19 protein-coding genes are annotated in these 25340 nt (G+C 33.7%); 6 read left to right on the forward strand and 13 right to left on the reverse strand.

Annotation, left to right across the window (positions count from 1 at the left end):
• Nucleotides 1-33 precede the first annotated feature (33 nt).
• The 5 genes from BSF41_RS15380 to BSF41_RS15400 form a co-directional block, all read right to left on the reverse strand.
• On the reverse strand, nucleotides 34-2430 hold the full coding sequence (locus BSF41_RS15380; protein ID WP_095930387.1) for a TonB-dependent receptor domain-containing protein: 2397 nt from the start codon (nucleotides 2428-2430) through the stop codon (nucleotides 34-36).
• Between the two features lie 438 nt (nucleotides 2431-2868).
• Nucleotides 2869-3861: an FAD:protein FMN transferase gene (locus tag BSF41_RS15385; protein ID WP_095930388.1), complete on the reverse strand. Its 993-nt coding sequence runs from the start codon at nucleotides 3859-3861 to the stop codon at nucleotides 2869-2871.
• 134 nt (nucleotides 3862-3995) lie between these two features.
• Nucleotides 3996-6179 carry a PepSY domain-containing protein gene (locus tag BSF41_RS15390; protein ID WP_095930389.1) on the reverse strand — a complete coding sequence of 728 codons (2184 nt, stop codon included), beginning with the start codon at nucleotides 6177-6179 and terminating at the stop codon, nucleotides 3996-3998.
• A 129-nt stretch (nucleotides 6180-6308) separates the two neighbouring features.
• Nucleotides 6309-6791: a DUF2271 domain-containing protein gene (locus BSF41_RS15395; RefSeq protein ID WP_095930390.1), complete on the reverse strand. Its 483-nt coding sequence runs from the start codon at nucleotides 6789-6791 to the stop codon at nucleotides 6309-6311.
• A gap of 105 nt (nucleotides 6792-6896) precedes the next feature.
• Nucleotides 6897-8387 (reverse strand): ankyrin repeat domain-containing protein, encoded by a 1491-nt coding sequence (locus BSF41_RS15400; RefSeq protein ID WP_095930391.1) that lies wholly within the window; start codon nucleotides 8385-8387, stop codon nucleotides 6897-6899.
• Between the two features lie 791 nt (nucleotides 8388-9178).
• Here BSF41_RS15400 and BSF41_RS15405 point away from each other — a divergent pair.
• Nucleotides 9179-10153 carry a ribonucleotide-diphosphate reductase subunit beta gene (locus tag BSF41_RS15405; RefSeq protein ID WP_095930392.1) on the forward strand — a complete coding sequence of 325 codons (975 nt, stop codon included), beginning with the start codon at nucleotides 9179-9181 and terminating at the stop codon, nucleotides 10151-10153.
• An 18-nt stretch (nucleotides 10154-10171) separates the two neighbouring features.
• Nucleotides 10172-11869 (forward strand): ribonucleoside-diphosphate reductase subunit alpha, encoded by a 1698-nt coding sequence (locus BSF41_RS15410; RefSeq protein ID WP_095930393.1) that lies wholly within the window; start codon nucleotides 10172-10174, stop codon nucleotides 11867-11869.
• A gap of 189 nt (nucleotides 11870-12058) precedes the next feature.
• On the opposite strand, the gene BSF41_RS15415 is transcribed toward BSF41_RS15410, so the two are convergent.
• Together BSF41_RS15415 and ribB are read right to left on the reverse strand one after the other, a co-directional pair.
• The gene (locus BSF41_RS15415; protein WP_172426917.1) at nucleotides 12059-12631 is read right to left on the reverse strand and encodes a Crp/Fnr family transcriptional regulator; all 573 of its coding nucleotides are present in this window, start codon (nucleotides 12629-12631) and stop codon (nucleotides 12059-12061) included.
• Nucleotides 12632-13294 (reverse strand): 3,4-dihydroxy-2-butanone-4-phosphate synthase, encoded by a 663-nt coding sequence (gene ribB / locus BSF41_RS15420; RefSeq protein ID WP_095930394.1) that lies wholly within the window; start codon nucleotides 13292-13294, stop codon nucleotides 12632-12634. It abuts the gene before it with no gap.
• A gap of 174 nt (nucleotides 13295-13468) precedes the next feature.
• Between ribB and BSF41_RS15425 the strand changes: the two genes are divergently transcribed.
• Nucleotides 13469-15073 (forward strand): Na+/H+ antiporter, encoded by a 1605-nt coding sequence (locus tag BSF41_RS15425; RefSeq protein ID WP_095930395.1) that lies wholly within the window; start codon nucleotides 13469-13471, stop codon nucleotides 15071-15073.
• A gap of 115 nt (nucleotides 15074-15188) precedes the next feature.
• Here BSF41_RS15425 and BSF41_RS15430 read toward each other — a convergent pair whose 3' ends face one another.
• Nucleotides 15189-16961, reverse strand: a complete 1773-nt coding sequence (locus BSF41_RS15430; RefSeq protein WP_095930396.1) for a DNA mismatch repair protein — start codon at nucleotides 16959-16961, stop codon at nucleotides 15189-15191.
• A gap of 62 nt (nucleotides 16962-17023) precedes the next feature.
• Nucleotides 17024-17857, reverse strand: coding sequence for a universal stress protein (locus BSF41_RS15435; protein WP_095930397.1), 834 nt, complete (start codon nucleotides 17855-17857; stop codon nucleotides 17024-17026).
• A gap of 181 nt (nucleotides 17858-18038) precedes the next feature.
• On the opposite strand from BSF41_RS15435, the gene mnmE reads away from it, so the two are divergent.
• Nucleotides 18039-19439 (forward strand): tRNA uridine-5-carboxymethylaminomethyl(34) synthesis GTPase MnmE, encoded by a 1401-nt coding sequence (gene mnmE / locus BSF41_RS15440; RefSeq protein WP_095930398.1) that lies wholly within the window; start codon nucleotides 18039-18041, stop codon nucleotides 19437-19439.
• A 223-nt stretch (nucleotides 19440-19662) separates the two neighbouring features.
• Entirely contained in the window at nucleotides 19663-20700 is a 1038-nt protein-coding gene (locus tag BSF41_RS15445) for a low specificity L-threonine aldolase (RefSeq protein ID WP_095930399.1), read from the forward strand.
• Nucleotides 20701-20866: 166 nt separating this feature from the next.
• On the opposite strand, the gene BSF41_RS15450 is transcribed toward BSF41_RS15445, so the two are convergent.
• From BSF41_RS15450 to BSF41_RS15460, 3 genes are all read right to left on the reverse strand, one after another.
• Nucleotides 20867-21058: a cold-shock protein gene (locus tag BSF41_RS15450; RefSeq protein ID WP_095930400.1), complete on the reverse strand. Its 192-nt coding sequence runs from the start codon at nucleotides 21056-21058 to the stop codon at nucleotides 20867-20869.
• A 544-nt stretch (nucleotides 21059-21602) separates the two neighbouring features.
• Nucleotides 21603-22037: an N-acetyltransferase gene (locus BSF41_RS15455; RefSeq protein WP_095930401.1), complete on the reverse strand. Its 435-nt coding sequence runs from the start codon at nucleotides 22035-22037 to the stop codon at nucleotides 21603-21605.
• 798 nt (nucleotides 22038-22835) lie between these two features.
• Nucleotides 22836-23141, reverse strand: coding sequence for a hypothetical protein (locus BSF41_RS15460; RefSeq protein ID WP_141248154.1), 306 nt, complete (start codon nucleotides 23139-23141; stop codon nucleotides 22836-22838).
• Between the two features lie 375 nt (nucleotides 23142-23516).
• Here BSF41_RS15460 and BSF41_RS15465 point away from each other — a divergent pair, with 375 nt between their 5' ends.
• A complete protein-coding gene (locus BSF41_RS15465; RefSeq protein ID WP_095930403.1) occupies nucleotides 23517-24236 on the forward strand; it encodes a hypothetical protein in 720 nt (239 codons plus the stop codon).
• A 142-nt stretch (nucleotides 24237-24378) separates the two neighbouring features.
• Here the strand turns inward: BSF41_RS15465 and BSF41_RS15470 are convergent, their stop codons facing one another.
• A complete protein-coding gene (locus BSF41_RS15470; protein WP_095930404.1) occupies nucleotides 24379-25197 on the reverse strand; it encodes an alpha/beta fold hydrolase in 819 nt (272 codons plus the stop codon).
• Nucleotides 25198-25340 lie beyond the last annotated feature (143 nt).

A 25340-nucleotide genomic window follows, 5' to 3' on the forward strand; every position in this document is an offset into this window, starting at 1 on the left:
ATTGCATTTAAAAATTAGTTATTTATTGAGAGATTAAAATTTATTTAAGGTATAGTTGAGTTTTATATAAAAGGCTCTTCCAGGCTTTTGAGCCGCAAAATTGTCATAAACCTGTTCGTCAAAAACATTTCGGGCGTCAAAACTGACTGTAATCTGTTTGTTCGGAAAAACATAGCTCAAACCTAAATCTTGCGGAAATTGCGCTGTAGTTCTGTCGGTTTCTAACCATGAAGTATAAAATGGCGCAACATAACCGCAGTAGTAATACAAATTAAGTTCTGATTTGCTCTGAATTACATTTCTAAAATTGTACTGCAGATTGGCATTCAAATTAAAGAAAGGCTCATTAGGAAGCTGTTTGTTGTAATTCGGAAGAACATTCCCGTTTTTATCGTATTTGTCTTTAAACAGCGAATTGAATTTGGAAAGATTCATCCCAGCAAAAAAGCGATTGTGGTAAGAATATTGAAAAGAAGCTTCAAAACCAACAGACTGTGCTTTTCCTAAATTGACAAACGGAGAAGCTTGAATGGCTTCATTTACACGGTCACTAATCTGACGGACAATTTTATCTTCGGTATTTCTCCAAAAAGCATTTCCTGAAACGGTAAGCTTATGATTATTCATTTCGTAAGGACCAAATCGCAAGCCAGCATTAAAATTATTGCTCTGTTCAGGTTTTAGACCAGAATTACTGATGATATTTTCTCCAGGATTACCAAATATTTCATTTTCTGAAGGAAGTCTGATTGCTTTTTCAGCAGAAGCCATCACCATTACTTTTGGAAGAATAGAATAAGAAGCGGCAATTCCGTAACCCGTATAATTTGTTCTTTTAGAAGTAACAACTTCTTTTACGACATTCTGACCATTTTCGGTTACAACTTGCGGATCTCGCTGTTCATTTTTGAGATTGTAGTTTTTTACGAAAAGATTGGCTCTCATTCGAGATTGAAACGCCGTCATTTCATAAGCAAAAGAAGAAACAGTCTTGGCTAAATCTCTAGTAATGATAAAGTTTCGTGTAATTTCGGGTTGCATTTCATCAAAATCATTTCGATCAAGAATATAGGTCATTACATTAACCAATACTTTATGATTTTCGGTTATCGAATAGCTTAAACCCGCTCGAGTATTAAAAATATCCGATTTCATATGGTTGATAGTAGGCGCGCCTTGTTGTGCTCCAGTATTGGTTAGAATGGGTTGGCCGTAGAGACCAAGTGCTTTTTCGCCATTCCAATTGTAATTCCATTTTACGGTATCGTTGATCACATCGTTTCTATGACTATAAACAGTAATAAGAGAAAAATCAAGGTTTTTAATTAGAAAGTCTTTTTTGCTGTAATTCAAACTAAAAACATTTGCTGCAGATTCGCTAAAACGTCCTTTATAAGGTTTTGTCATATATTGTCCATGCTGAATCTGATTGTAATCTTGAGATCCATTATAGCTAATAAGAAGATTGTCTGCCCAATCTACATTGGTAAAACCAGCTTCTAATCTTCCTCCAAAAGATCGATACATGCTTTCAAATCGCTTGGCGCGAATGTATTCGTAACGTCCGTTTGGCGCTATGTTGTAAACCCATTTTCCCCAAACTTCATAATCATTATCAGAGTAATTTTGAAAAGCATTTGCCTTTACTGTGAATCCGTTTTTATCTCTAAAAGAAGCATTAACATTAGATTGAACGGTATTAAAAGAACCGTAAGAAACAGAAGCATTCAAACTATTTTTGGCACCTTTTTTCAAAATGACATTAATTGCACCTCCAAGCGAATCATCTGCTAAATAAGCAGGAACTACTCCTTTAAAAACTTCAATTCTTTCAATTAATGCAGGTGGAATGCTATTTAAGCTAAAAGAGGCCCCATAAGTCTGAATTGGAACTCCGTCAATAAAAATTCTGATGGCATTTCCAGACATTCCGTTGATATTGTAAGTAACAGCAGAACCTAAACCTCCATTTTGTCTGATTCTTACACCTCCCGAACGGTCTAATAAATCGTTGGTTTGCAAGTTTCTTTTTGCCGCTTCTTGGGTTTCAATCACGTTAACAGCAAAACCTTTTTCTATAATGTCTTTTTTGAAGGTCTTTTTTTCAATTTTTACTTCTTTAAGCGCTTTCGGATCTGTTATTTTTTCTAATGCAATATTGATCTGGTGCAACGGACGATTAACAGAGATATTTATTGTTTTCGGTTTAGCCTCCATAGAAGAAATTTCTAAGTTGTAGCTTCCGTAAGCCAAACCTTTTATTTCAAACTGACCGTCATTGTCAACTACAACAAACTTTTTCGTTCCTGCAACTTGAACCGATGCACCAAAAGCGGTTTCGTTATTAGCAAAATAGACTTTTCCAGTAATTTTTCCGGTTTGTGACCAAGCCGAAATGGTAAATAAAAATAGAAGTAAAACTGTTCTCATATTGAGTCTGCAAATAAAAGTGCTGCAAACTTATATGATAATTTAAATTTAATCTAAATAAAGCAATTAGAAGATCATTAGAATTGAGTGGAGGATTCTAATGTTATTTTAATGTTGTTTTTGAGTTACGAGTTGTGAGATGTTAGATGTTAGATGTGAGATGTGAGTTGTGAGATGTGAATAGGGAATTTGTGTTGTCCTCCTGAGCGAAGTCGAAGGATATGTACAAAGTGGATTTTTTAATCTCGCAAAAGTCGCGAAGTCGTAAACTTTGAATTAAAAAAACTTAAAAGAACAGGAAATAAACTTCGCGTCTTCGCGACTTTGCGAGATTATTTCATTCCAATTATCAATACTATACTTTGCGTATATTCTTCGAATTCGCTCAGGAAGACAGTCGAATTATCATTTCACATCTCACATTTGACGTTTCACCATTTACAATTTATAAGAGAAGTTTTTAGACTTAACAACTTTCCCTTTATCAGTAATCATAACACAACTATAATCAGGGAATTTTTGAAGTAAAAGCAAGCCTTCTTTTAGGCCTAAAACCATCATTGAAGTGCTTAATCCGTTTGCGGTTTCTGCGTTCGGACCAAAAACGGTTACACTGCATAAGCCCGTTGCAGGATAACCCGTTGCAGGATTTATGATATGAGAATAACGTTTTCCGTTAAAAACAACAAACTTTTCATAACTGCCAGAAGTAGTTACAGCACCTTCTTTAAGCGGAATTGCGGCCAAAATCTTTTCGGGCATAAACGGATTTGTAATTCCGATTTTCCAATCTTTTCCGTTGGGTTGTTTTCCCCAAGTGCTCATATCTCCAGAACCGTTTATAATTCCGGCTTGGACACCTTTTGCAATCATCATAGCACGACATTTATCGGTTGCATAACCTTCGCCTAGAGCGCCAAAACCAATTTTCATTCCTTTTAATTTCAAGAAAATAGTTGATGCTGTGCTATCTAAAATGATGTTTTTATAACCCACTTTTTCCACCGATTTTTTTATGGCTTCCGCCGAAGGCATTTCGGTCATCGAACCATCAAATTTCCAAATCCGATCTAAAGCAGCAAAACTAACGTCAAATCCGCCATTGGTAATTTTAGAAAGTTTAATCGCTCTTTGCGCTAATTCGAAAACTTCGCGATCCACTTTTATAGGTTTTACTCCAGCATTCTGATTGACTTCAGAAACTTGAGAATATGGTTTCCAATCGGAGATTAGATTTTCAATTCTTGTAATTTCTGCAATAACTTCATCTATATTTTTTTCTGCAGAAAGAGAATCTTTATCTACTATAGAAATGTCAAAACGTCCGCCCATCAAAAACGTCGTTCTTTTGCGTAATACTTGCGAATGTGCAGATAAACAGCAAGCAATTACAAAAAATAATGAAATTTTATAGGATACTAGTTTATGCATGAAAATATAGTGAATAGTGAATAGTAAAAAGTGAATAGTAATTAGTAAAAAGTGATTAGTAAAAAGTGATTAGTAAAAAGTGATTAGTGAAAAGTTGAAAATCAGAGATCAACAATCTAAAATCTAAAATTACTCTAATAACAGTCTGTCAAAAATTGTTTATTGGCTTTGTATTCTTCCAGTGTTTTTAATCCTTTAGCTATACACAATTCACTTAATATAGCTTCGACATCTTTCTGCATGGCAAGCGAACCGCAGATCATAACGACACCGCCTTTTTTGAATAAATTCGTAAAGAACGATGAATCTCTTTTAATCAAATCCATTACATAAATATGTTCGGCTTCACGAGATAGTGCCACATGAAAATTATCCAGATGCTCTTTTTGCATCATTATGTTAGCAAACTTTTTATATGCCATTAACGTAGGCGTTTCCATCCTAAATCCGCTATACAAATGAAGTTCCTGTTTTGCTTTGTTCTGTTCGATCATTCCTAAGAAAGGAGCAATTCCTGTTCCGTTAGAAATAAAAGCCACCTTTTGCCCTTTCTTTGGAAGATGAAAAGCAGGATTTTTTACAATTTGTGCTTTTATCACATTCCCTGGCTCTAAAGCATTCAAAAATCCAGAACCCAATCCGTTTGGATGTAATTTTACAACCAATTGAATATTTCCAGAATGATTCCCGATAGAGTAGAGGCGCTCTCTAGAATCGTTGGCAGGATAAATCGCCAGTAAATCACCAGAACTAAATTTAGCTCTTGCATTTGCTCTTAAAGTCAAAATAAAAGTGTGTTCCGTTTCAGAAATTGGTGTTTTATCCAAAACCATCAATTTTTGCAGACCTTTTGGAACATGATTGTATAATGATGGAGTTGTAGCCAACGGAATTCCCGTTTTTTCGCTCCATAATTTCACCCATTCTACAAACTCAGCAGCCGATTTATCATTTACAGTTTTCAAATCCAAATAACGATTTGCCCATTTTTGCTTTTCTAGAAGCTGATCGACTTCAACAGCAAATTGGCAGAAATCAGGATACGATTTAGAACCAAAACCAACCACAGAGAAGTTAATATTCTGATCTTGATTTTGTCTTTCTAATATAGTTTTGAATTGAGTTGCATTAGAAGGAGCATCTCCCAAACCATGAGTTGAAGTAAAAACAATAATGTGTTCCGCCTTCGGATAAGTCGAGAATTTATTTAATTCGCTAACAAAAACTTTTTGGCCATGATTGATTAATTGTTTCTGAATTGAATTGGCAAATCGGAACGAACTTCCATTCTCTGAACCAACCAAAAGAATAAAAGTACTTTCGCTGGCTTTAAATTTATTTTTAATTCGGCTAGATCTTCTTTTTAAAGTAATGGCAAAACCAGAATAAATAAAGAATAAAATATTGATGCACGCTATTGCTAAAATTACAGCCCAGATTCCGTTAATTCTTCCAGTATGAAGATCTAAACTTAATGCCGCAAATTGAGTTCGCATTGGAGAAAGCTTTTCAGAAATTACAGCTCCTGTAACCTGATTTACTTCAACCTCTCTGTCTTTCAATTCAATAATATAATATTCTTCGGGATCATCAGTAAAAGGAAATTCAATTTTCTTTACATCAGATAATAAAGTAGTATTGAAAATTGAAGTCGTTTTTGCTTTGTCTGAAAGTTCTTTTTTTAGGGGTTTTGTTTTTTCTTCGCCCATAAAAAAGTTGAATCTTTCTAATGATAAATAAGTTCCGGTAAGTGAAATAATCAAAATCGGAATTAAAGCCAATCTCCCTAAAAGCACATGATAATATTGTGCAAAATATTCTTTAATTATTTTTGAAAAGAAATTTCGAATGCCGCGCTGTCTTTTTAAAACGAGCACAAAACCTGAAATTGATATTAGAAATAAACAAAAAGAAATTACACCTACAAAAAATCGTCCTGCCTCATGAAGAAATAGCGAACGGTGTAAACTCGTAATCCAATTTATGAATTCGGTTTTCTTTGCAGGAGTTCCTAGTGTTTTTCCCGTTTTTGGATCAATGTAGGCTTTAACGTCATTTCCATCTGCATCAATTGCCTGAAGTGTTACAAACTGATTGTAATCTACACTCAATTCTGTAATTTCTGGATACACTTTCTTTATAATTGGCAACGTTTCGCCCAAAGTTATTTTATTAAAATCTTCTGCTTTGTACGGAAGTGTTTTTTCCTGAACCGCATCGACAGCCAGAATGATTCCTGTTACCGAAGCCAAAAGCAAAAAAATAGAAGAAAATAAGGCTAAAGCCAAATGCGCGTAACGCCAGAAAGAAAGAGTCATTGAGTATTCTATTATAAAACGTTTAAAGCTTTGTCAAAGTTTAAAACGATGACAAAGCTCAGATTTTAATTCTAAGCACAAAAATAAAATTTGTACTCATTATAAGGTTAAAAAATAATGTGCTAAAGATTATATTTTGTTTAACCTTACATATTTGATGTAACCTTTACCATCTGTTTTTTCAGCTAGACCTTCAGTTGTTAGCTGAATTTCAAGATCGCTTACATAGTATTTCTGGTCTTCAACAGCCGACTCAAAACGAAGTTTATATCCTTTATTGATTTTAGAATTTTCGATTTCGATCGTTGTTACACTGCGGTCTCCACCAGTTACAGAAGCACCAGTTTTAGCGCTGATATCGTCATTTTTCTGAGTATGAAATTTGTTCCATTCTTTTAATGATTTGTACCATTTTTTATCATCGCCCATTACATAAAGTGTCTTTTCGTACTCACCAGCCGAATTAACAAGAGAAACAACGATATAAGCACCTTCTCCCATATAGTTATTCATTTGAAGCATGATTTTGTATTTGCTTGATTGCGCCTGAGATTGGAAAGAAACTAAAAAGATAAAAGCGCTGGTAAGAGCAATTTTTAATATTGATTTCATGAAAAATTATTTGTATTGATTGTAATTTAAATTCCAAAAATCAAATTCCAAATTCCAAACTCTATTCTTGGAATTTGGAATTTAAAATATTGATTATTAATTATTTTATTTTAAAAACTCAACTGAGATATTATTTTTGGTAAGCAGATCATTTTCTTTTGCTAAAGCATAAGCCGTTTCGTCAAACTCTGTGCTGATGTCTTTTTTAGCTCCTGCTGAAACTAAATATTTTAAAATAGCATCATCTTTAGAGGTCATTGCCGCTCTGTGCAAAGCCGTTAAACCATCTTTATTTTTAGCGTTGATGTCTACTTTTAAATCAGTTATTTTTTTAAGAAGAGACACGTCGTTTTTCGTAATCGCAATATGATACAAAGTGTTTCCATCTTTTTGAGGAGTTGCAAGGTTTAACCCTTTGTCTTGAAGTAATTTGGCTTTAGCATCAAAAGGATCTTTGGCCGCTTTTTCTCTTCCTGCAGGGCGATACGATTGTACTAAATAAACCCCTAAATTATTTCCGTCTTTATCTTTTACGTTTACATCTGCGCCTTTCGTCAAAAGTAAATTTACAGCATCTGGAGTTCCGTTTCTAACAGCAAAAGTCAAAGCCGATTCTCTTTTTAAATTTTGTACGTTTATGTTTTTAGCTTTCGGAAGAAACAATTCTAAAACAGCAGTTTCTCTAGCTCCAGCTGCTACCATAATGGGTGTATTTCCTTCTTTATCGGCGATGTTTGCATCAACACCTTTTCCTAAGAAATATTGAATAATTTCTGTCTGATTTGGTTTTCCAGCCAAAAAGTGCAATACATTTTGTCCCGCTTTATTTTGAGAAGTCGCTTTAATTTTTACTTCTTCAACCAAATATTTATAAGTTTCAAGAGTATTAGTTTCTCTACGGCTTCCTTGCGCAGCAAATAAAAGTGCATTGCTAGTTGGTTTAATGCCTTTTTCTAAAAGTTTTTTCAAAAGAGCAATATTACCAGATCTTGAAGCATATGTAAAAGCAGTGTTTCCGTCATTGTCAACATCTTTTAAAGACATTCCTTTTGTAGCAAAATAGTCAGCAGCTTTTAGATCTTTATCAGAAGCAATGGCTAGAAGTAGAAGGTTTGCTCCATTTGCATATTTTTTTGTCGGATTAAGTCCAGCTTTAAAGAAAGCGTCGTACATCGTAGCATCTGACTGGCCGTTTGAAGCGGCGAAATCAGCAGGAGCAGTTCCGTGGCTGTCTTCAAAATTTACATCAGAACCTTTAGCAATTAAATATTGAACCAATTCCGTATTTCCTCTATAGGCGGCCCAGTGTAGGTAGATACGATTATCGTGCGTTAATTTTGTGATCGAATTTCCGGGTTGCTCCACTAAAAACTTGATAGTTGCAAAAGGAGCATCATTATTAATGGCCAACGTTGTAACATCAAATGCGTTAGCATTAGCTTCAGCTGGATTATTTCCTTTAGCGATTTCTGCCTGAACCGTTTCAACAGTCGGTGAAGTTTTCCAGAAAGCAGCATCTAGCAACGCGTTTTTTTGCTGAGCACTTACAAATAAAGTAGCAGCAAATGCAAAAGAAACGAAAAGATTCTTTTTCATGTTTCGATAATTTATGGTTATTGAATTGTACAAGATTAAATTTATTTTTTAGGAATATTTCATTCTATTTAGAATAAATAAAAATAAAAGCAAATGTAAAAATTAATATTCTTAAACCAAGAATAATTTGCTACAAAAGGGGAATTTGATGCTATTTTTCTAAAAATTAAGAATCCCTTAAGTAAATTTTAATTTTGTTTTAATTCGGTCTCTTTTTGCAAGAAGAAAAAATGCTTTCGAGATGGTTTTTCAACTTTATAGAGGTAATAAGTTTGAAAGCTAGGATTTGCGCTGCTAATTCATTTCTGAGATGTTGATTTTACTAGAATATTTTGCACTTTTAATATTTATTTTATTGTAAATATTTGTAATAAAGTATCTTATGATTTTTTATATCGATTTCATTATTTAGAATTATTATTAATAAATAGCGTTTTTTTAATTTGAAATTCGATTTGAAAGTTCTCTTTTTTCAAATCGGATGTTGATAACTGTTTTGATTTTTGACCTTAAAAAGCACTTTTTTTCATGTTAATAACTCAACATTATTTTTAGGGAAACTGCTAGCTCATTGTAGATTACAGAGCAATATTTTCATGTTGATAAAATTTGCTTCATCTTGATTTTTTGAAGTTTTAAAACTGTTGATAATTGAGCAGATTTTTAACATCTAAAATTGGACAAAACAATAACTGTGGGCTAAATTTGTAAATATAGAAATCACGCTAATCCTCCCCAAAATAAGCGCTCGTATTTCTATTTCAAAATAGTCACTTAAAACTCTATATATAATGTCAATTTTTGATAAAAGAATCAATTATAAACCTTTTGAATATCCTGAGGTTCTGCAATTTACCGAAGCTATTAATAAAGCTTATTGGGTACACACTGAAGTAGATTTTACTGCCGACACGCAAGACTTTCATGCACATTTGGATTTGGCAGAAAAAACAGCAATTAAAAATAGTTTATTGGCTATTGCACAGATTGAGGTAGCCGTAAAAAGTTTTTGGGGTAATATATACGAACATTTTCCAAAACCAGAATTTAATGGATTGGGAACTACTTTTGCAGAATGCGAATTTAGACATTCTGAAGCCTATTCTCGTTTGTTGGAAGTTTTAGGATATAATGATGAATTTGAAAAGCTATTGGATGTTCCTGTAATTCGCAGACGTGTAGATTATCTTTCGAATGTATTGAAAGACACGAAGTCTCAGGACAATAGAAAATACATGGTGTCACTAATTTTGTTTAGTATTTTGATTGAAAACGTTTCTCTTTTCAGCCAATTTGCCATTTTATTGTCATTCACAAGATTCAAAGGATATATGAAAAATGTGAGTAATATTATTGCTTGGACATCAATCGATGAGCAAATTCATGCTAATGGCGGAATTTATATCATTAACAAAATTCGTGAAGAGTTCCCAGAGTATTTCGATGCAGAGACTCTAGAATTAATTAGAGAAACAGTTAAAGAATCAATTTCTGTTGAAGCAGATATTTTAGATTGGATTTTTGAAGACGGAGGGATTGAAACAATAAATAAAGAAGATCTGGTTAACTTCATGAAATTTAGAATTGATGAAAGTTTGAAACAAATCAATATCGAAACTATCTTTAATGTTTCTCCAGAAGAATATTCAAAAATGACTTGGTTTGAAGAAGAAGTTTTTGCAAACAGTTTAGATGATTTCTTTGCGAAACGTCCAGTAGAATATACAAAACACGACAAGAGTATCACAGCAAACGATCTTTTCTAATACAAGCCCATAATACATATGAATACGATAGACACAAACCCAGCAAATAACAATTTTGAGCCGCAAAACGATAGTAAAATGTGGTGGAAAAATTCTGAAAGTGAACAGATTTTAAATCGCGGTTATCTTTTAAAAGGAGAAACTGTAGAAGGAGCAATCGATAGAATTTGTACTGCCGCAGCTAGAAGGCTTTACAAACCAGAATTGAAAGAATCTTTCATGGAAATGATCGAAAGAGGTTGGATGAGTATCAGTTCGCCAGTTTGGGCAAATATGGGAACAGAAAGAGGTTTGCCAATTTCTTGTTTTAATGTGCATGTTCCAGATAAAATTGAAGGAATTACACATAAGCTTGGAGAAGTAATCATGCAAACTAAAATCGGAGGGGGAACTTCTGGTTATTTTGGTGAATTGCGTGAACGCGGAAGTGCTGTAACTGATAACGGAAAGAGTAGTGGAGCAGTAAGTTTCATGAAGCTTTTTGATACAGCTATGGATACTATTTCGCAAGGCGGAGTTCGTCGTGGTGCATTTGCAGCTTATTTGGATGTAGATCATCCAGATATCGAAGAGTTCTTAAAAATTAAAAGTATTGGAAACCCAATTCAGAACTTGTTTACAGGGATCTGTGTGCCAGATTACTGGATGCAAGAAATGATTGATGGTGATGCAGAAAAAAGACAAATTTGGGCAAAAGTATTAGAAAGCCGTCAGCAAAAAGGTTTGCCTTATATTTTCTTTAGTGACAACGTAAATAAAAATAAACCACAAGTTTATAAAGATCAGAATTTAAGAATCAATGCCAGTAATTTGTGCAGTGAGATTATGCTTCCATCAACTCATGATGAATCATTTATCTGCTGTCTTTCTTCAATGAATTTAGAGTTGTATGAAGAGTGGAAAGATACTGAGGCAGTAAAATTAGCGATCTTTTTCTTAGATGCCGTTTTACAGGAATTCATCGAAAAAACAGAAGGGAACTATTATCTTTCTGCAGCTAATAAATTTGCTAAAAGACACCGTGCATTAGGTTTAGGAGTTCTAGGATGGCATTCTTATTTACAGAAAAATATGATTCCGTTTGAAGGAATGGAAGCAAAAATGAAAACAACAGAGATTTTCAAACATATTAGCGATAAAGCCGATAAAGCAAGTCAAGAACTGGCTAGAATTTACGGTGAGCCAGAATTGTTAAAAGGTTATGGAAGACGTAATACAACCACAATGGCAATTGCGCCAACAACTTCATCTTCTGCAATTTTAGGACAGACTTCGCCAGGAATTGAACCTTTTAGCAGTAATTATTATAAAGCTGGATTAAGCAAAGGTAATTTCATGCGTAAAAATAAATACCTTAAAAAGCTGTTGGAAGAAAAAGGTTTAGATAACGAAGAAGTTTGGAGAGGTATTATGCTAAACGGAGGAAGTGTTCAGCATATGGAACAATTGACTCAGCAGGAAAAAGATGTTTTCAAAACATTCAAAGAAATAAGCCAGTTAGAAATTGTGCAGCAAGCTGGAATTCGTCAGAAATTTGTTGATCAAGGACAGAGTTTAAATCTTAATATTCCAGCAGAATTAGCCATTAAAGATGTAAACCGTTTAATGATCGAAGCTTGGCAGCAAGGAGTTAAAAGTTTGTACTACCAAAGAAGCCAAAGTGTTTCTAAAGAACTGGTAACAAGTCTTGTTTCTTGCAGCAGTTGTGAATCATAAAAATCATAAAGCCGAATCTTAAATTTGATTCGGCTTTTTTATTCATAACTATTTGTCATTCCGAGGAACGAGGAATCACACGCGAAAATCCACAAAGATTTTCCACTTAGTTTTGTCATGTCGACGGAGGAGACCCGAGCAATAGCGAATTGGCGAAGCACATCTCCGCAAGTAACTCCGCAATCAAAATCAAACTTTCGACTTCAACCGACTCAAAGTTTCCTGAGAAATATTAATGTAAGAAGCTACAATTTTATTAGGAAGCCGTTTTACAATTGCTGGATTTATTTTCAATAGCTGATGATATCTTTCCAAGGCATCCATAGTGGTAAATGACATTAAACGATTGGCATTATTTACATACGCTTTCTCCAAATAATTGCTGTAAAATGTTCTCCATTCTGGAATAATTTTCATTAAATGATTAAAATCCTCGTGTGAAATACTTAATAGTTCAGATTTTTCAATAACCTGAATGTTTTCAGTCGCGGGCATTTTGGTAATAAAACTTACCAAAGCGGTAGCAAACTGATTTTCAAAAGCAATATATCGCGTAACGTCTTTTCCTTCTTCATTTATAAAAAAGATTCTTAAACAGCCTTTTGCAACAAAAAAAGTTTCGTGACTAATTTGACCTTGAGCTAACAAGATTTCATTTTTTCCTTTTTTTATAAGTTTGAAATAAGAGAGAATGGTTTCTAGATCTTCATCAGAAACGTCAATACTTTTTCGAATGGAATTGCTAAGCTGTTCGTATATCATTTAATTATAATCTCTAACTAATTTGCGGTAGTAAATAATATCTTCAATAGATAAAACCACCAAATCGTGTTCTTGCGCAAAGCTAATAATTTTGTCTAGTTTAGCCATGCTTCCATCTTCGTTCATCAACTCACAAAGTACAGCTTCGGGTTGCAGACCTGCTAGTTTCATTAAATCGACACTTCCTTCGGTGTGGCCGTTTCTCCCTAGAACGCCATTATCGTTTGCTCTAAGTGGAAAAATATGTCCCGGTTTTGCTAAATGTTCTGGTTTTGCATTTGTTGCAATCGCTGTTTTTATAGTGGTAATTCGGTCTTTTGCCGAAACTCCAGTCGTCACTCCGTTTTTAGCTTCAATAGTTATGGTAAACGGAGTTTGAAAACTGCTGGTATTTTCTTTTACCATGTAGGGGAGTTCTAATTCGTTTGCTTTTTCGTTAGTTAAACAAAGACAGACAATACCGCTACATTCGCGAATCATTAATGCCATATCCTGAACGTTCATATGATGTGCAGAAAAGATAAGATCGCCCTCATTTTCACGGTTTTCATCGTCGGTTACCAAAATGCCTTTTCCACTTTTAAGCTGTTCTAAAGCGTTTTCAACACGTTCTTTACTCGAAATGCCAAATTGCACTAACGGACTTAATTCTGTACTTATCATAAATTTTTTTTAGAAGTAATAAGAAACAAATCTAAAGCACCTTAAAACCAAAAACTTTGATGTAAGTCAATAAATGGCTGTTCTATTTTTTTAACGCTAATTTAATTTAGTTGTCATAAAATCTTAATTTAGCATCAAATTTTACAACCCAAAATTTAATAAATACCACCTCAAATGGAGAATATTACCGTAATTATAATGCTGCTTTTTGGCGTTGCATTTCTTAGTCTTGTTAGTAAAAGATATAATTTCCCGATTCCGATTGTTTTGGTTTTATGTGGTGTTGTGATCAGTGTTGTTCCGGGACTTCCTGTTATTGCTTTGAGCCCAGAAATAGTGTTTATTATATTTCTACCGCCTCTTTTGTATCATGCAGCTTGGCATACGAGCTGGTCTGATTTTAAGCAATCCATACGTCCGATAACTTTTGCCGCTGTTGGTTTGGTCTTTTTTACGACAGGATTAGTGGCTGTTTTTGCACATTGGCTTATTGAGGATATGTCTTGGCCGTTAGCTTTTTTGCTTGGGGCAATTGTTTCGCCTCCCGATGCGGTTTCTGCAACAGCCATTACAAAAGGTTTAGGGCTTAATCCGAGATTAATTGCTATTCTAGAGGGAGAAAGTTTAGTAAACGATGCTAGTGGTCTTGTGGCGTACAAATATGCGCTTACGGCAATCACAGCAGGTAATTTTGTTTTATGGCAGGCAGGATTAAATTTTGTCTTAATGTCGGTTTTGGGTATTGCAATAGGTTTAGCGGTTGGTTATATCATGTTCTATATCCATAAAAGATTTGTTTGCGATGATATTATCGAGGTAACACTAACATTATTGACTCCATTTGCTTCGTATTTGCTTGCCGAGCATTTTGAAGGCTCAGGAGTTTTGGCTGTGGTAACGACAGGTCTTTTTCTGGCGGCGAGATCGGGAACGATTTTTTCTCACGAAAGCCGAATTATGACGAATACGATTTGGGATGTACTCAATAATATTCTAAACGGTTTGATATTTATTTTAATCGGACTTCAGTTGAGGCAAATTATTGCGGGAATCAGTAATTATTCTGGAAATTCGTTACTTATCTGGGGAGCGGTTATAAGTATAGTGGTTATTTTAGTTCGTTTCTTATGGGTTATTCCGGCAACGATGATTCCAAGAATGATTAGTAAAAAGATTCGGGAGAAAGAGCAATTTGATTACCGAAATATGATCATTTTTGGTTGGTCTGGAATGCGTGGTGTGGTGTCTATGGCTGCAGCGCTGGCACTTCCTTTAATGTTGAATAAAACAGAAGAATTTCCGCTTCGAAATTTAATTATCTATCTAGTTTTCTGTGTTATACTTTCGACTTTGGTAATACAAGGTCTTACGCTTCCATGGCTTATCAAAAAATTGAAAATTGAGAGATACTCTATATTGGCAGAGGAGTATGATATTAGAAATGTGATTGTCTCTGAAACTATCGCCCATATTGAAGATAATTTCTCCTTGCTGAATGATGAATTGCTTCATAATATTAAAAGTAAATATGAAGTAAAATTCAACCGTCTGCAAAAGACCGAACTTCCTGCCAATTTCTTCGGAAATGGAAAGCTTCTTGGAGGCGAAATCTTTAATGATTTTACTAAAATTCAAATCGATCTGCTGAATGTAGAACGTGCAAAATTAGAATCGATGCATAAATTGGGTTCTGTAAACGAAGAAATCTTCCGTAAAATAGAAAAAGAACTCGATTTGGAAGAAACGCGTTTGTGGATGGAAATGTACGAAGAGAATTAATTTTTTTTAAATTCCAAGTTTTTAAAATCCCAAATTCCAAAAGAGAAATAGATCTAGCTTTGTCAAAGTTTTAAACTTTGACAAAGCTTTTTTTTTTACATCTCATATTTGACCATCAAATAACTCCCATTTTTTGCATTAAAAATGTAGCACTTTTGTTCTTGCAGATTCCGTTTCGGAGTTTGTAATCGAAGTGAAGATCGTTGTTTTGAATTTCAACTTCGAAACATTGATTGGTTAAAATTTCAGGATATTCATTCGTAGTCAGACAAACTTCAATATCGTGTGTTGCGATGGCTCCGATTGCTTTTTTAGAAATTATTTTCTTCACGACTTCGATTGTTCCGTTTCTTTTATCGTCGGAATTTGTACCTCTCAAAATCTCATCTAATAAAACAAAAGCAGGCTGATTTTCAAGAGCATCCATGATCTGTTTTAAACGTTTAATTTCAGCAAAAAAGTAAGATTCAGAATCGGATAAAGAATCTGACAATCGCATTGAAACTAATACTGGAAGTGGATGAATCTTAGCTTCTGATGCACAAACAACAGAGCCAATTCCGCCAAGCACCATATTGATTCCCAAGCTTCTTAAAAACGTACTTTTTCCTGACATGTTAGATCCAGTTAGAATTACAAAAGATTGCGGGAAAAATTGCGTGTCATTTCCAACTCTTGTAGCAGGATTAAGCAACGGATGACTTAGATTTTTAAATTCGATTTTATATTCAGAATTGATTTCAGGGAAAACGAAATCGTCGTTGTTATACGCTAAATTTGCCAGACTGTTTAATGCTTCAATTTCGCCAATAATAGAAATCCAATGATTCATTTCAGAAGCATAATCTTCTTTCCATTTTAAAAGCGCTCTTAAAACGTGGAGATTGAATAAAAATGTTCCATTAAACAAAGTCGCTGTCACAAAGTTATTTATCGTATCCATTCTCGAAAACAGCTCGGAAAGCTGTTTTAAATGCTGACTTGCTTTGGCATTTTTAAAATTAAGCTGTTCTTGTAAACGAATTAGTTTTTTAGATTGGAAAGATTCGCGTTCGATTTTTTCAATCAATAAACTGTATTGCTTTATGATTTTATCGACATTATCTGCTTTTGCTATTTCCGATTGAATTCTCTTTACAGCTCTTCCTAAAACAATTAGATTGGCAATAAAGACATACGTTAAATAAGAAAGTATAATGGTTTTTGATGTAATAAAATACGCAGTGAGAAATCCAAAAAATGTTATTGGGAGAATAAATGATAATGCAACTAAAACTTTAGGTAATGAATTATTTGTAAAAGAAGTCCAATGCTTTATCGCTTCATAAGATTGTTTAGAATCTTCACTAATGATTGACAAAGCCTGAAATTCCTGTCTCCAATCGATTTTACTTTTTAATTCGTTTACCGCTTCTTGATTTTCTAAAATTTCAGCTTCAGGCAACGTATGCAGTAATAACTCTGCAAGTGTTTTTTTTCCGACAAAAGAAGCTGTTCTGTTTAGATTTTGGAATAACGAATGTTCTCCAAAAATATCCAAATCGTAAGCATACGGATGATGGTAATCGATAAATTCAACTCCATTTTCGAAAGAAGTTTTCTCTCTTTTCAAAAAAGAAATTTCATTCTGATTAATCTTTAAAAGTGTTTCTGCAAGCAATCTTTGAAAAGATACTCGAGAATGTATTTTCATTAAAAAAATAAAACCAGCAAAAGATAAAACAGCTAGAATAACATAAAGTATTTCGTTTGTTTTGATGTAATAAAACATAAAAAACAAAAAAAGAAAAATACTTAATAGCCTCAAAAGACTTATGCTGTTGTATTTTTTGTTGGTTTTGTTATAGAGTTCCGAGTATTTTGCAACGTTATCTGGATATGCTTTCATTCTATTATTTTGCTTGAAATACAAATATAGCTTTTAAGTTACAAAATCATCAAGGATTGAAATTAATCTTCGTGCATTACCAAAATCGGAATAGTTACTTCTTTGGCTATTTTTTTTGAAAAACTGGAGTCAAATATACTTTCAAAGAACGAACGTTTATGTGTTATTGTGGTTAGAACATCAATGTCCTTGTAAAGAATAAAATCAAGAATGGTTTCTTTGACATCATCACTTGGTAAAACTAAAAATTCCACATTTTCTTCAGCAAAATCTCTTTCCCATTCTTTTCGGGTTTCCTCTGTAACATCGGAATTAGAAGTTTTAACGTATAAACTCTTTACTTTAGCACCAGTTTTTTTAGCGATTTTCAGGATTTTTTTAAGTTCTTTTTTGTCTTTTTCTCGGTAGCGTGTCGTAAAGCCAATCGTTTTTACCTTTTTGTATTTGGCGTCGATAGGAACACACAAAACAGGAACTTCGACCCCAGAAATTACAGATTCGGTATTGGAACCCGTGAAAAATTTAGTCCAGTCAGAAGCGCTGTTGGTTCCCATAATTACAAAATCGACTTGGTCTTCTTCGACCGCATTTTTAAGATTGTAAATTAGATCACCATCCATTAAACGGTGTTTGATTACAATATCTTCTAGATTACGTTCGGCAGCAATTGTTCTCAATTTCGGAATTTCATCCTTAAACATTTCAAATTTTGCTAGCTCGATTGAACTGTATATAGAAGCATAATTCTCTGGAAAGAATTGGCTGTCGTAAACAGGTATCTCGAATGTATGAAGTAAGATTAATTCGGCGTTTACAACTTTAGCAAATTCTAAAGCATGGACAAATGCATTGGTAGCAGCGTCAGAGAAATCGGTTGGAAATAATATCTTTTTCATAGTATTTAAGATTAAGGTTTGTCTCTCAAATTTACTCATTCTGGGTAGAAATTAACCTGACATTTATCAGTATTTTAACACTTAATGATTTATTAATATGAATTATTGCGAAGATTTCTTGTTGGATTGAGGACAAGATTGTACCGAAAAGAAATTAAGCCTTTTTTTATACCTTTGCAGCATGATAAATCAAGATTCTATAGTTGCTTTAGCTACGCCTTCAGGAGCTGGAGCTATCGCCATAATTCGTATTTCTGGAGCTGAAGCCATTACAATTGGTAATTCGGTTTTTAAATCTATTAAAAACAAAGACTTAACCAAACAGAAAACGCATACACTTCATTTAGGGCATATTGTAGATGGAAGCAAAACGCTAGACGAAGTTTTGGTTTCGGTATTTAAAGGTCCGAACTCTTACACTGGCGAAGATACGATTGAAATTTCGTGCCACGGATCAACTTACATTCAACAGCAGATTATTCAGTTATTGCTTCGAAATGGATGTAGAATGGCAGATGCAGGTGAGTTTACTTTAAGAGCTTTTTTAAACGGAAAATTAGATTTATCGCAGGCAGAAGCAGTCGCAGATTTGATTTCGTCAGATAACGAAGCTTCTCACCAAATTGCGATGCAGCAAATGCGTGGCGGATTCAGTAATGAAATTGCAAAACTTAGAGAAGAGCTTTTAAATTTTGCTTCTTTAATTGAATTGGAATTGGATTTTGCAGAAGAAGATGTAGAGTTTGCTGACAGAACACAGTTTCATGAGCTATTAAACCGAATCGAATTTGTTTTAAAACGCTTAATTGATTCGTTTGCTGTTGGAAATGTGATTAAAAACGGAATTCCAGTTGCAATTGTAGGTGAACCAAATGTTGGTAAATCGACGTTATTGAATGCTTTGTTGAATGAAGAAAGAGCAATTGTTTCGGACATTGCTGGAACAACTCGTGACACCATCGAAGACGAATTGGTAATTGGTGGTATCGGATTTAGATTTATTGATACTGCTGGAATTCGTGATACTAAAGATGTTGTAGAAAGTATTGGAATCAAGAAAACATTCGAAAAAATAGATCAAGCGCAAGTTGTGATTTATTTATTTGACGGATTGAAATTTCAGGCTTCAAGTTCTGAATTCGTAAATGAGATTGAGCAGATTAAGAACAAATATCCGCTTAAGCCTTTGCTTATTGTGGTAAACAAAAAAGATATTTTGTCTGCTGATGAAGTAGCAAATATTACCAATCAGCTAGAAAACTTAAATGCAAAACTTTTATTGATTTCTGCAAAAGAAAAGATAGGAGTAGAGGATTTAAAGAATGAATTGTTATCTTTTGTTAATACAGGAGCACTTCGCAATAACGAAACAATTGTTACGAATACAAGACATTATGATTCGTTATTAAAAGCTTTAGATGAAATTCAAAAAGTAAAATTCGGTTTAGAATCTGGACTTTCAAGTGATCTTATGGCGCTTGATATTCGTGAAGCTTTATACCAATTTGGACTTATTACAGGTCAGGTCTCTAATGACGAATTGCTAGGGAATATCTTTGCCAATTTCTGCATCGGGAAGTAGAAGGCACAAAGAAACACTAAGAAAAAGAAGTAAAAGTGTTAAAATGTTTAAGGAGCATTTTAGCTCTTTTTTTTATTACTTTTTGAGAAGATGGGAGAGACTGGATTTGACTAAGTTACTTGTTCAGCTGCAAATCCTGTATGATATTTTGCTGCAAGAAATAAATTATTAGTCGCTTTGAGGAAAAGAAATCTATTAGCTTTGCGCTTCTAAATTTTATTTTATGTACAGTTTTAAAAATGATTACTCTGAAGGGGCGCATCCGGATATTCTTAAAAGTCTGGTGGAGAATAATTTTGACCAGCAGAATGGATACGGGGATGATGAATATTCTTTAAAGGCTAAAGAATGCCTGAAAGAGAAAATGAATAATCCTGATGCGGCTATTTATTTTGTGTCTGGAGGAACCCAAGCTAACCTTCTTGTAATATCTGCTTTACTGCGTACCCATGAAGCCGTCATCAGTGCTGAAACAGGACATATTTTTGCCAATGAAACCGGGGCAATCGAACTTACTGGCCATAAGGTAATCGCAGTTCCAACACAGAACGGTAAATTAACGGCCGCTGATATTCAGAATACTTTTGACTCCTATCAGCTGAGGCCTCATGTGGTTAAGCCCAAATTAGTCTATATCTCCAATTCCACAGAAATAGGAACTTTTTATAATAAAGCGGAGCTTTTAGAACTTGCAGAGGTATGTAGGTCGCTTAACTTATTTCTTTTTATGGACGGTGCCCGACTCGGCCATGCACTTACTGCTGAAGCTAATGATCTTACCTTATCTGATGTTTCAAATCTTACCGATGTGTTTTATGTTGGTGGAACAAAAAATGGCGCTCTATTCGGTGAAGCTATCGTATTTAAGAATTCACAAGTGTGCAGCGAATTTGATTATGTTCTCAAGCAGCGCGGTGCTCTTCTGGCAAAAGGAAGGGTGTTGGGAATCCAGTTCTATGAGCTCTTTAAGGAAGATTTGTATTTTGTTCTGGCAGAAAAAGCCAATAAGTATGCTGCGCAGATTGCCGAAGCGATTAAAGAGGCTGGTTATGAATTTTTAACCGAATCTGCCACCAACCAGATTTTTCCGATTCTGCCTAAAACTGTGATCAGCTCGCTACATGAAAAGTTTGCATTTTATGTCTGGAAAGAGATTGATGAGAGCAGGTCAGCTGTACGTTTAATCACTTCTTGGGCAACGGATCAGAAAAGCGTGAATGAAATTATAGAGGATATTAAAAACAGCAGTGTTCTGGAATAGCAGTTTCGCCGTATGCTTAAAAAAAGGTTTGCCAGTAACACTTTAAGCGAAAAAGTTGCAATCACAAATTAAATCTCTGTGGACTACATAATGATTATTAGAAATCATTTAAATAAAAAAGCACCTGTTTTTGGACAGGTGCTTTATAAACTAGTACTATAGTATATTATGCTACGATTACGTTTACTGCGTTTGGACCTTTTCGGCCTTCTTGGATGTCATATCGAACTGAATCGTTTTCACGGATGTTTTCTGATAGACCTGAGGCATGGACAAAAATTTCGTTTCCTCCATCATTAGGAGTTATAAATCCGAATCCTTTTTCCTCATTGAAAAATTTTACTGTACCTTCTTGCATATTAAATATTTAATTTGGCCAAATGTACTCTATTAAATAGTAGCAGCTTCAGATTTTTTTAAAATTGTGTTTTAATTAACTTTAAGTGCAGACAATCCAATTTTATGGAATATGAACAATCTTTGAAAAAAATGCAACTCATCTGATCTGCATTTTTTTTTAATCAGCGTTCTCTGCTTTTCTTGATTTTGATCTTCTCCGGAAATAATGCCATTATTTTTTAGATTATATTATGCAAATGTTCCCGTTTTTTATAAAACATTGTGCCGTCATCTGACTTAATAATCTTCAATATACACAGAAATTTTAGGTTGTGTTTGGGGATATTAATACTATTTCTTTTATATTGGCCTCAACTGCTAGATTAAAATGTTCTCTGAAAAGCTAGATATTTTTCCAAATTATCGGATACATGACAAATGATCTTTTTTCAGACTTAAATTATTTCATTAAATTTGTAGGAATAAATGAGCCTATCTTACTTATTAATAGAGCTTTTCTGTTGTGCACTTTAGCAAAAAAAACTTTCGTTTTCATGTTTTTATCAGTGTAGTTTTTTTGATAGATATATCCTTCGATGCCCTTTTGGAAAATCTTTAATTTCACCAATTGGCTCATATCCGTTTTTTAAATAGAAATTTTCTGCTTGAAAGTCAAATGTATCCAGTATTGAGATTTCGGCTCCTTTTTCTTTCGCTGTTTTTTCAGCATATTGTAAAAGTAAAGTTCCGATCCCTTTTTTTCTATAACTTTCTTCTACCCACAAAACTTTTATTTCAAGCTCATTCCAATATCCAATTTCTGCTAATATTCCCCCAATCTCAGTTCCTTTTTCATTTTTGACTGTAAATTCTAATGGAGTGGAAATATGATTAGTTGCTGAAACTTTACTTAAATTGTATTCAATAATTCCGTCGATTATTTTTTTTGTGCTTTTCCTATCACAATTTTCAACAGTAAATTCAAAAGTTTTTTCCATTTATGAAAGATTTTATTTAATTGCTATTTTTCCATCGGCTACAATCGAATCTAAATTATTTTAGAATCACTAATTGTCATTAAAAAAGAAAAGCTAATGTATTATTTTTGAAAATATTTTTGATCATTGTCAGAAGAATGTTGGAAAAACAGCTTAACTTTTAAAGAAATAAACAACACGTAAAGGCATGTAAGTACTTATATATTCAGTTACTTATTGTGAGAATAACGTGATTAAAAGAAAAGTATAACAATTGAAAAAAAGTTTGGAATTGCTTAATCCGTAGACACCAATTAAATGCATAATAGATTTAAATATAAGAGAATTTCAGTTTAGAGATACAGCTTAAGTTTTGGAAGTTTTTAGAGTTTGAAATTGAATTAAAAATTCTAGCAGAAGGAGGAGTTAATCTTTCAAAATCTTCCAAAAGAACTTCCGAAAATTAATTGACCGGTTTATTTTTTCATCGGGAAGAAAGATTTTCAGACTAATCATGTCATTGCAGAAGAATATTTTAAACATCTCAAAGCACCAAAGAAGAAAATATTCCTGTTTGAAGATGCTGGACATTCCGTACTTATGGAAAAGCCTAAAGAAATTCAAAAAATAATTATCGAACAAATCCTAGATAAAAATTAAAAGCTGATCATAAATAAAAATAGGAGTCAATTCTGATGGTGAACCGAGTTTTATAGTAAAAAAAATGATACCAATATGGCACACAGTAATTGTTTAATATACTTGCGAATAGATTTCTCCACCGATGATTCTGTCGTTTTTTATTTTTACCCCTTCTATTTAATAATAGGTTGATTCTACATACGGATCGTAGATGTCTGCATCCCATTGATTATCATTAAACTCATCCAAAAGTTGATCGTCAGATTCTGGATCAATTATGCTTTCGTATTCGTTTAGGTCATGAGCTGCATGTAAAAACTCGCAGTCAAAGTCCGGTTCATCTTCACTTTTATGGTATAAATTGCCTAAAAGCTTTGAATTTTGTATGTGCTGAATTGCTGTATTTGTGAAATTCATGTCAGATTGTGTGCCAGATTGAGAAACTGATATAACAACCGGAAGAATTGCTGTTGCTTTTTTCATAATGTAATTCATTTCGTTTTGTATAAATTGTATATGCCAAAAATAATGTGCACTGTAATCTTTTTAGTTATACAATTCTGCTGTGGAGTTATATAATATCTTATCGATTACTAAAATTTTCATTTTTTGCATTGCATAAGAGAGCAGGGGACAACGTTAACATTAGATATATTCTATGCGGTTAAATGTAAATCGTGTGGTATTTTTTTTTGTATTTTCGTGACGATTGGATAATTTACGAACAGTTTCAAACTGCGAAAATAGTACGCTGTAAATCTTAAGTGAATTTTTCACAGTATAAGAAAAAGCGCGGCTTGGTTTTAATTTTAAAATTTAGAGGATTTTTGGGTTTGAGGTTTTTAACACTATTACTAAATGATTTATAATAAAGAGAATTTTCCAAAAGTATCTTCTGAACGTCATATCTCAGCTACTCTTTTAATGTATTCGATGTTTGGATTTTTGATTCTGGCAATGCTTTCTTTATTTATTGGATTACCTTTGAGTATGCAGCTGGAGCATAACAGTCCTTTATCTCAAGAAGAGCTAATCTTTGACCTTATATATTTTCCTCTACTGCTTTGGGGGGGCTGGATTTTATTTAAGAATTATAAGCGTCAGAAACAGAATAAGGTCATTTCAATTTCTGTTGATCGTTACGGCATGCACCAACACCAGTATAACGGTAATGTCGAAAGTGTTCTATATGAGGATCTGGAAAAGAGCACAGAAGCATATGTAAGTGATATCGATAGAAAAATTGGAACAAAATATTCCCCTGGCTATATTTTTGGATTTAAGAACGGGAAGCAGATTCCCATTCATTTTTCCAAAGCTGACAACGGGATGACTTATATTCCTAAAAATAAATACCTGCTGATTGGCCATTTTCTGCAGGGCGTCGTTTTATTTTGTCCACATATTAAGATTTCCCCGACTGTATATGCTGATTATTTTATTAATCCTGAGACTTTTGAATTTAATAGAAAAGCTCAGATAATTACATATTTTCTAATTTTTATTGTTCTGATCGTAATCCTAGTTTTAATCGATTTATTTATAAAATATACTAAAGGGTTCTCGATATTATTCTAAAGTAAAAATGCTAGATTTCTTGCATTGAATAGGAGGACTTCACGTAATGATGGGGTTTTCTCAAGCGATGTCTTTTTGTGCTATAAAAAAGCCATTAAACATTACATCTAATGGCCTTTTATTCTTGTTTTTACCTGCGTTCTTATTTTTTGATAAACTCTAAAATATCTTTATTGATAGTTTCTGCCTCTGTTGTAGGCATACCATGAGGAAATCCAGGATAAGAAATTAATTTTCCATTTTTCAAAAGAGCAGCAGCTTTAGGTGCCTGATTATATGGAACGATCTGATCATCTTCTCCGTGAAGAACCAGTACAGGTATATCTAAACTTTTCAAATCTTCAGTAAAATCGGATTCAGAGAAAGCTTTAATGCCTTCATAATGAGCCAGTACAGAACCCATCATTCCCTGACGCCAGCAATTGTGTTTAATGCCTTCTTGAATTTCTTTTCCTTCACGGTTCCATCCGTAAAATGGAATAGGGAAATCATAAAAATATTGTGCTCTGTTAAATCCGGTTCCTTTTCTAATTTCGTCAAAAACAGACAATGGAACACCATCAGGATTTGCCTCATTTTTAATCATGATTGGTGTAACAGCACTAATAATAATTGCTTTTGAAACACGTCCTTTTCCATATTTTGCTGCGTAGCGAATTACTTCGCCTCCGCCAGTTGAGTGGCCAATATGAATCGCATCTTTTAAGTCAAGTGCAGCGGTCAATTCTGCTACGTCTGCAGCATAGGTCTCCATGTTGTTGCCTTCAGCACTTTGACCAGAACGACCGTGTCCACGTCTGTCGTGGGCAATAACTCTATATCCTTGTTTTAAGAAAAACATCATTTGCGCATCCCAGTCGTCTGCTGATAAAGGCCATCCGTGGTGAAAAACGATAGGTTGCCCTTTTCCCCAATCTTTATAATAAATTTCTGTTCCGTCTTTTACTGTAATTGTGCTCATTTTTTTGGTTTTTAAGATTAATAAAATTAAGAGTATCCTAATTTTGGTATTGTCGTTAAATTCTAAGTTTTATCATTTTTTATTTGACTTAGATTTCTTTGGCAAATTTATATAGGAAGAGTAGAGCAGTCGATTAACCTAGA

This window comes from Flavobacterium sp. ACN2 (assembly GCF_002303885.1).
GTDB lineage: Bacteria > Bacteroidota > Bacteroidia > Flavobacteriales > Flavobacteriaceae > Flavobacterium.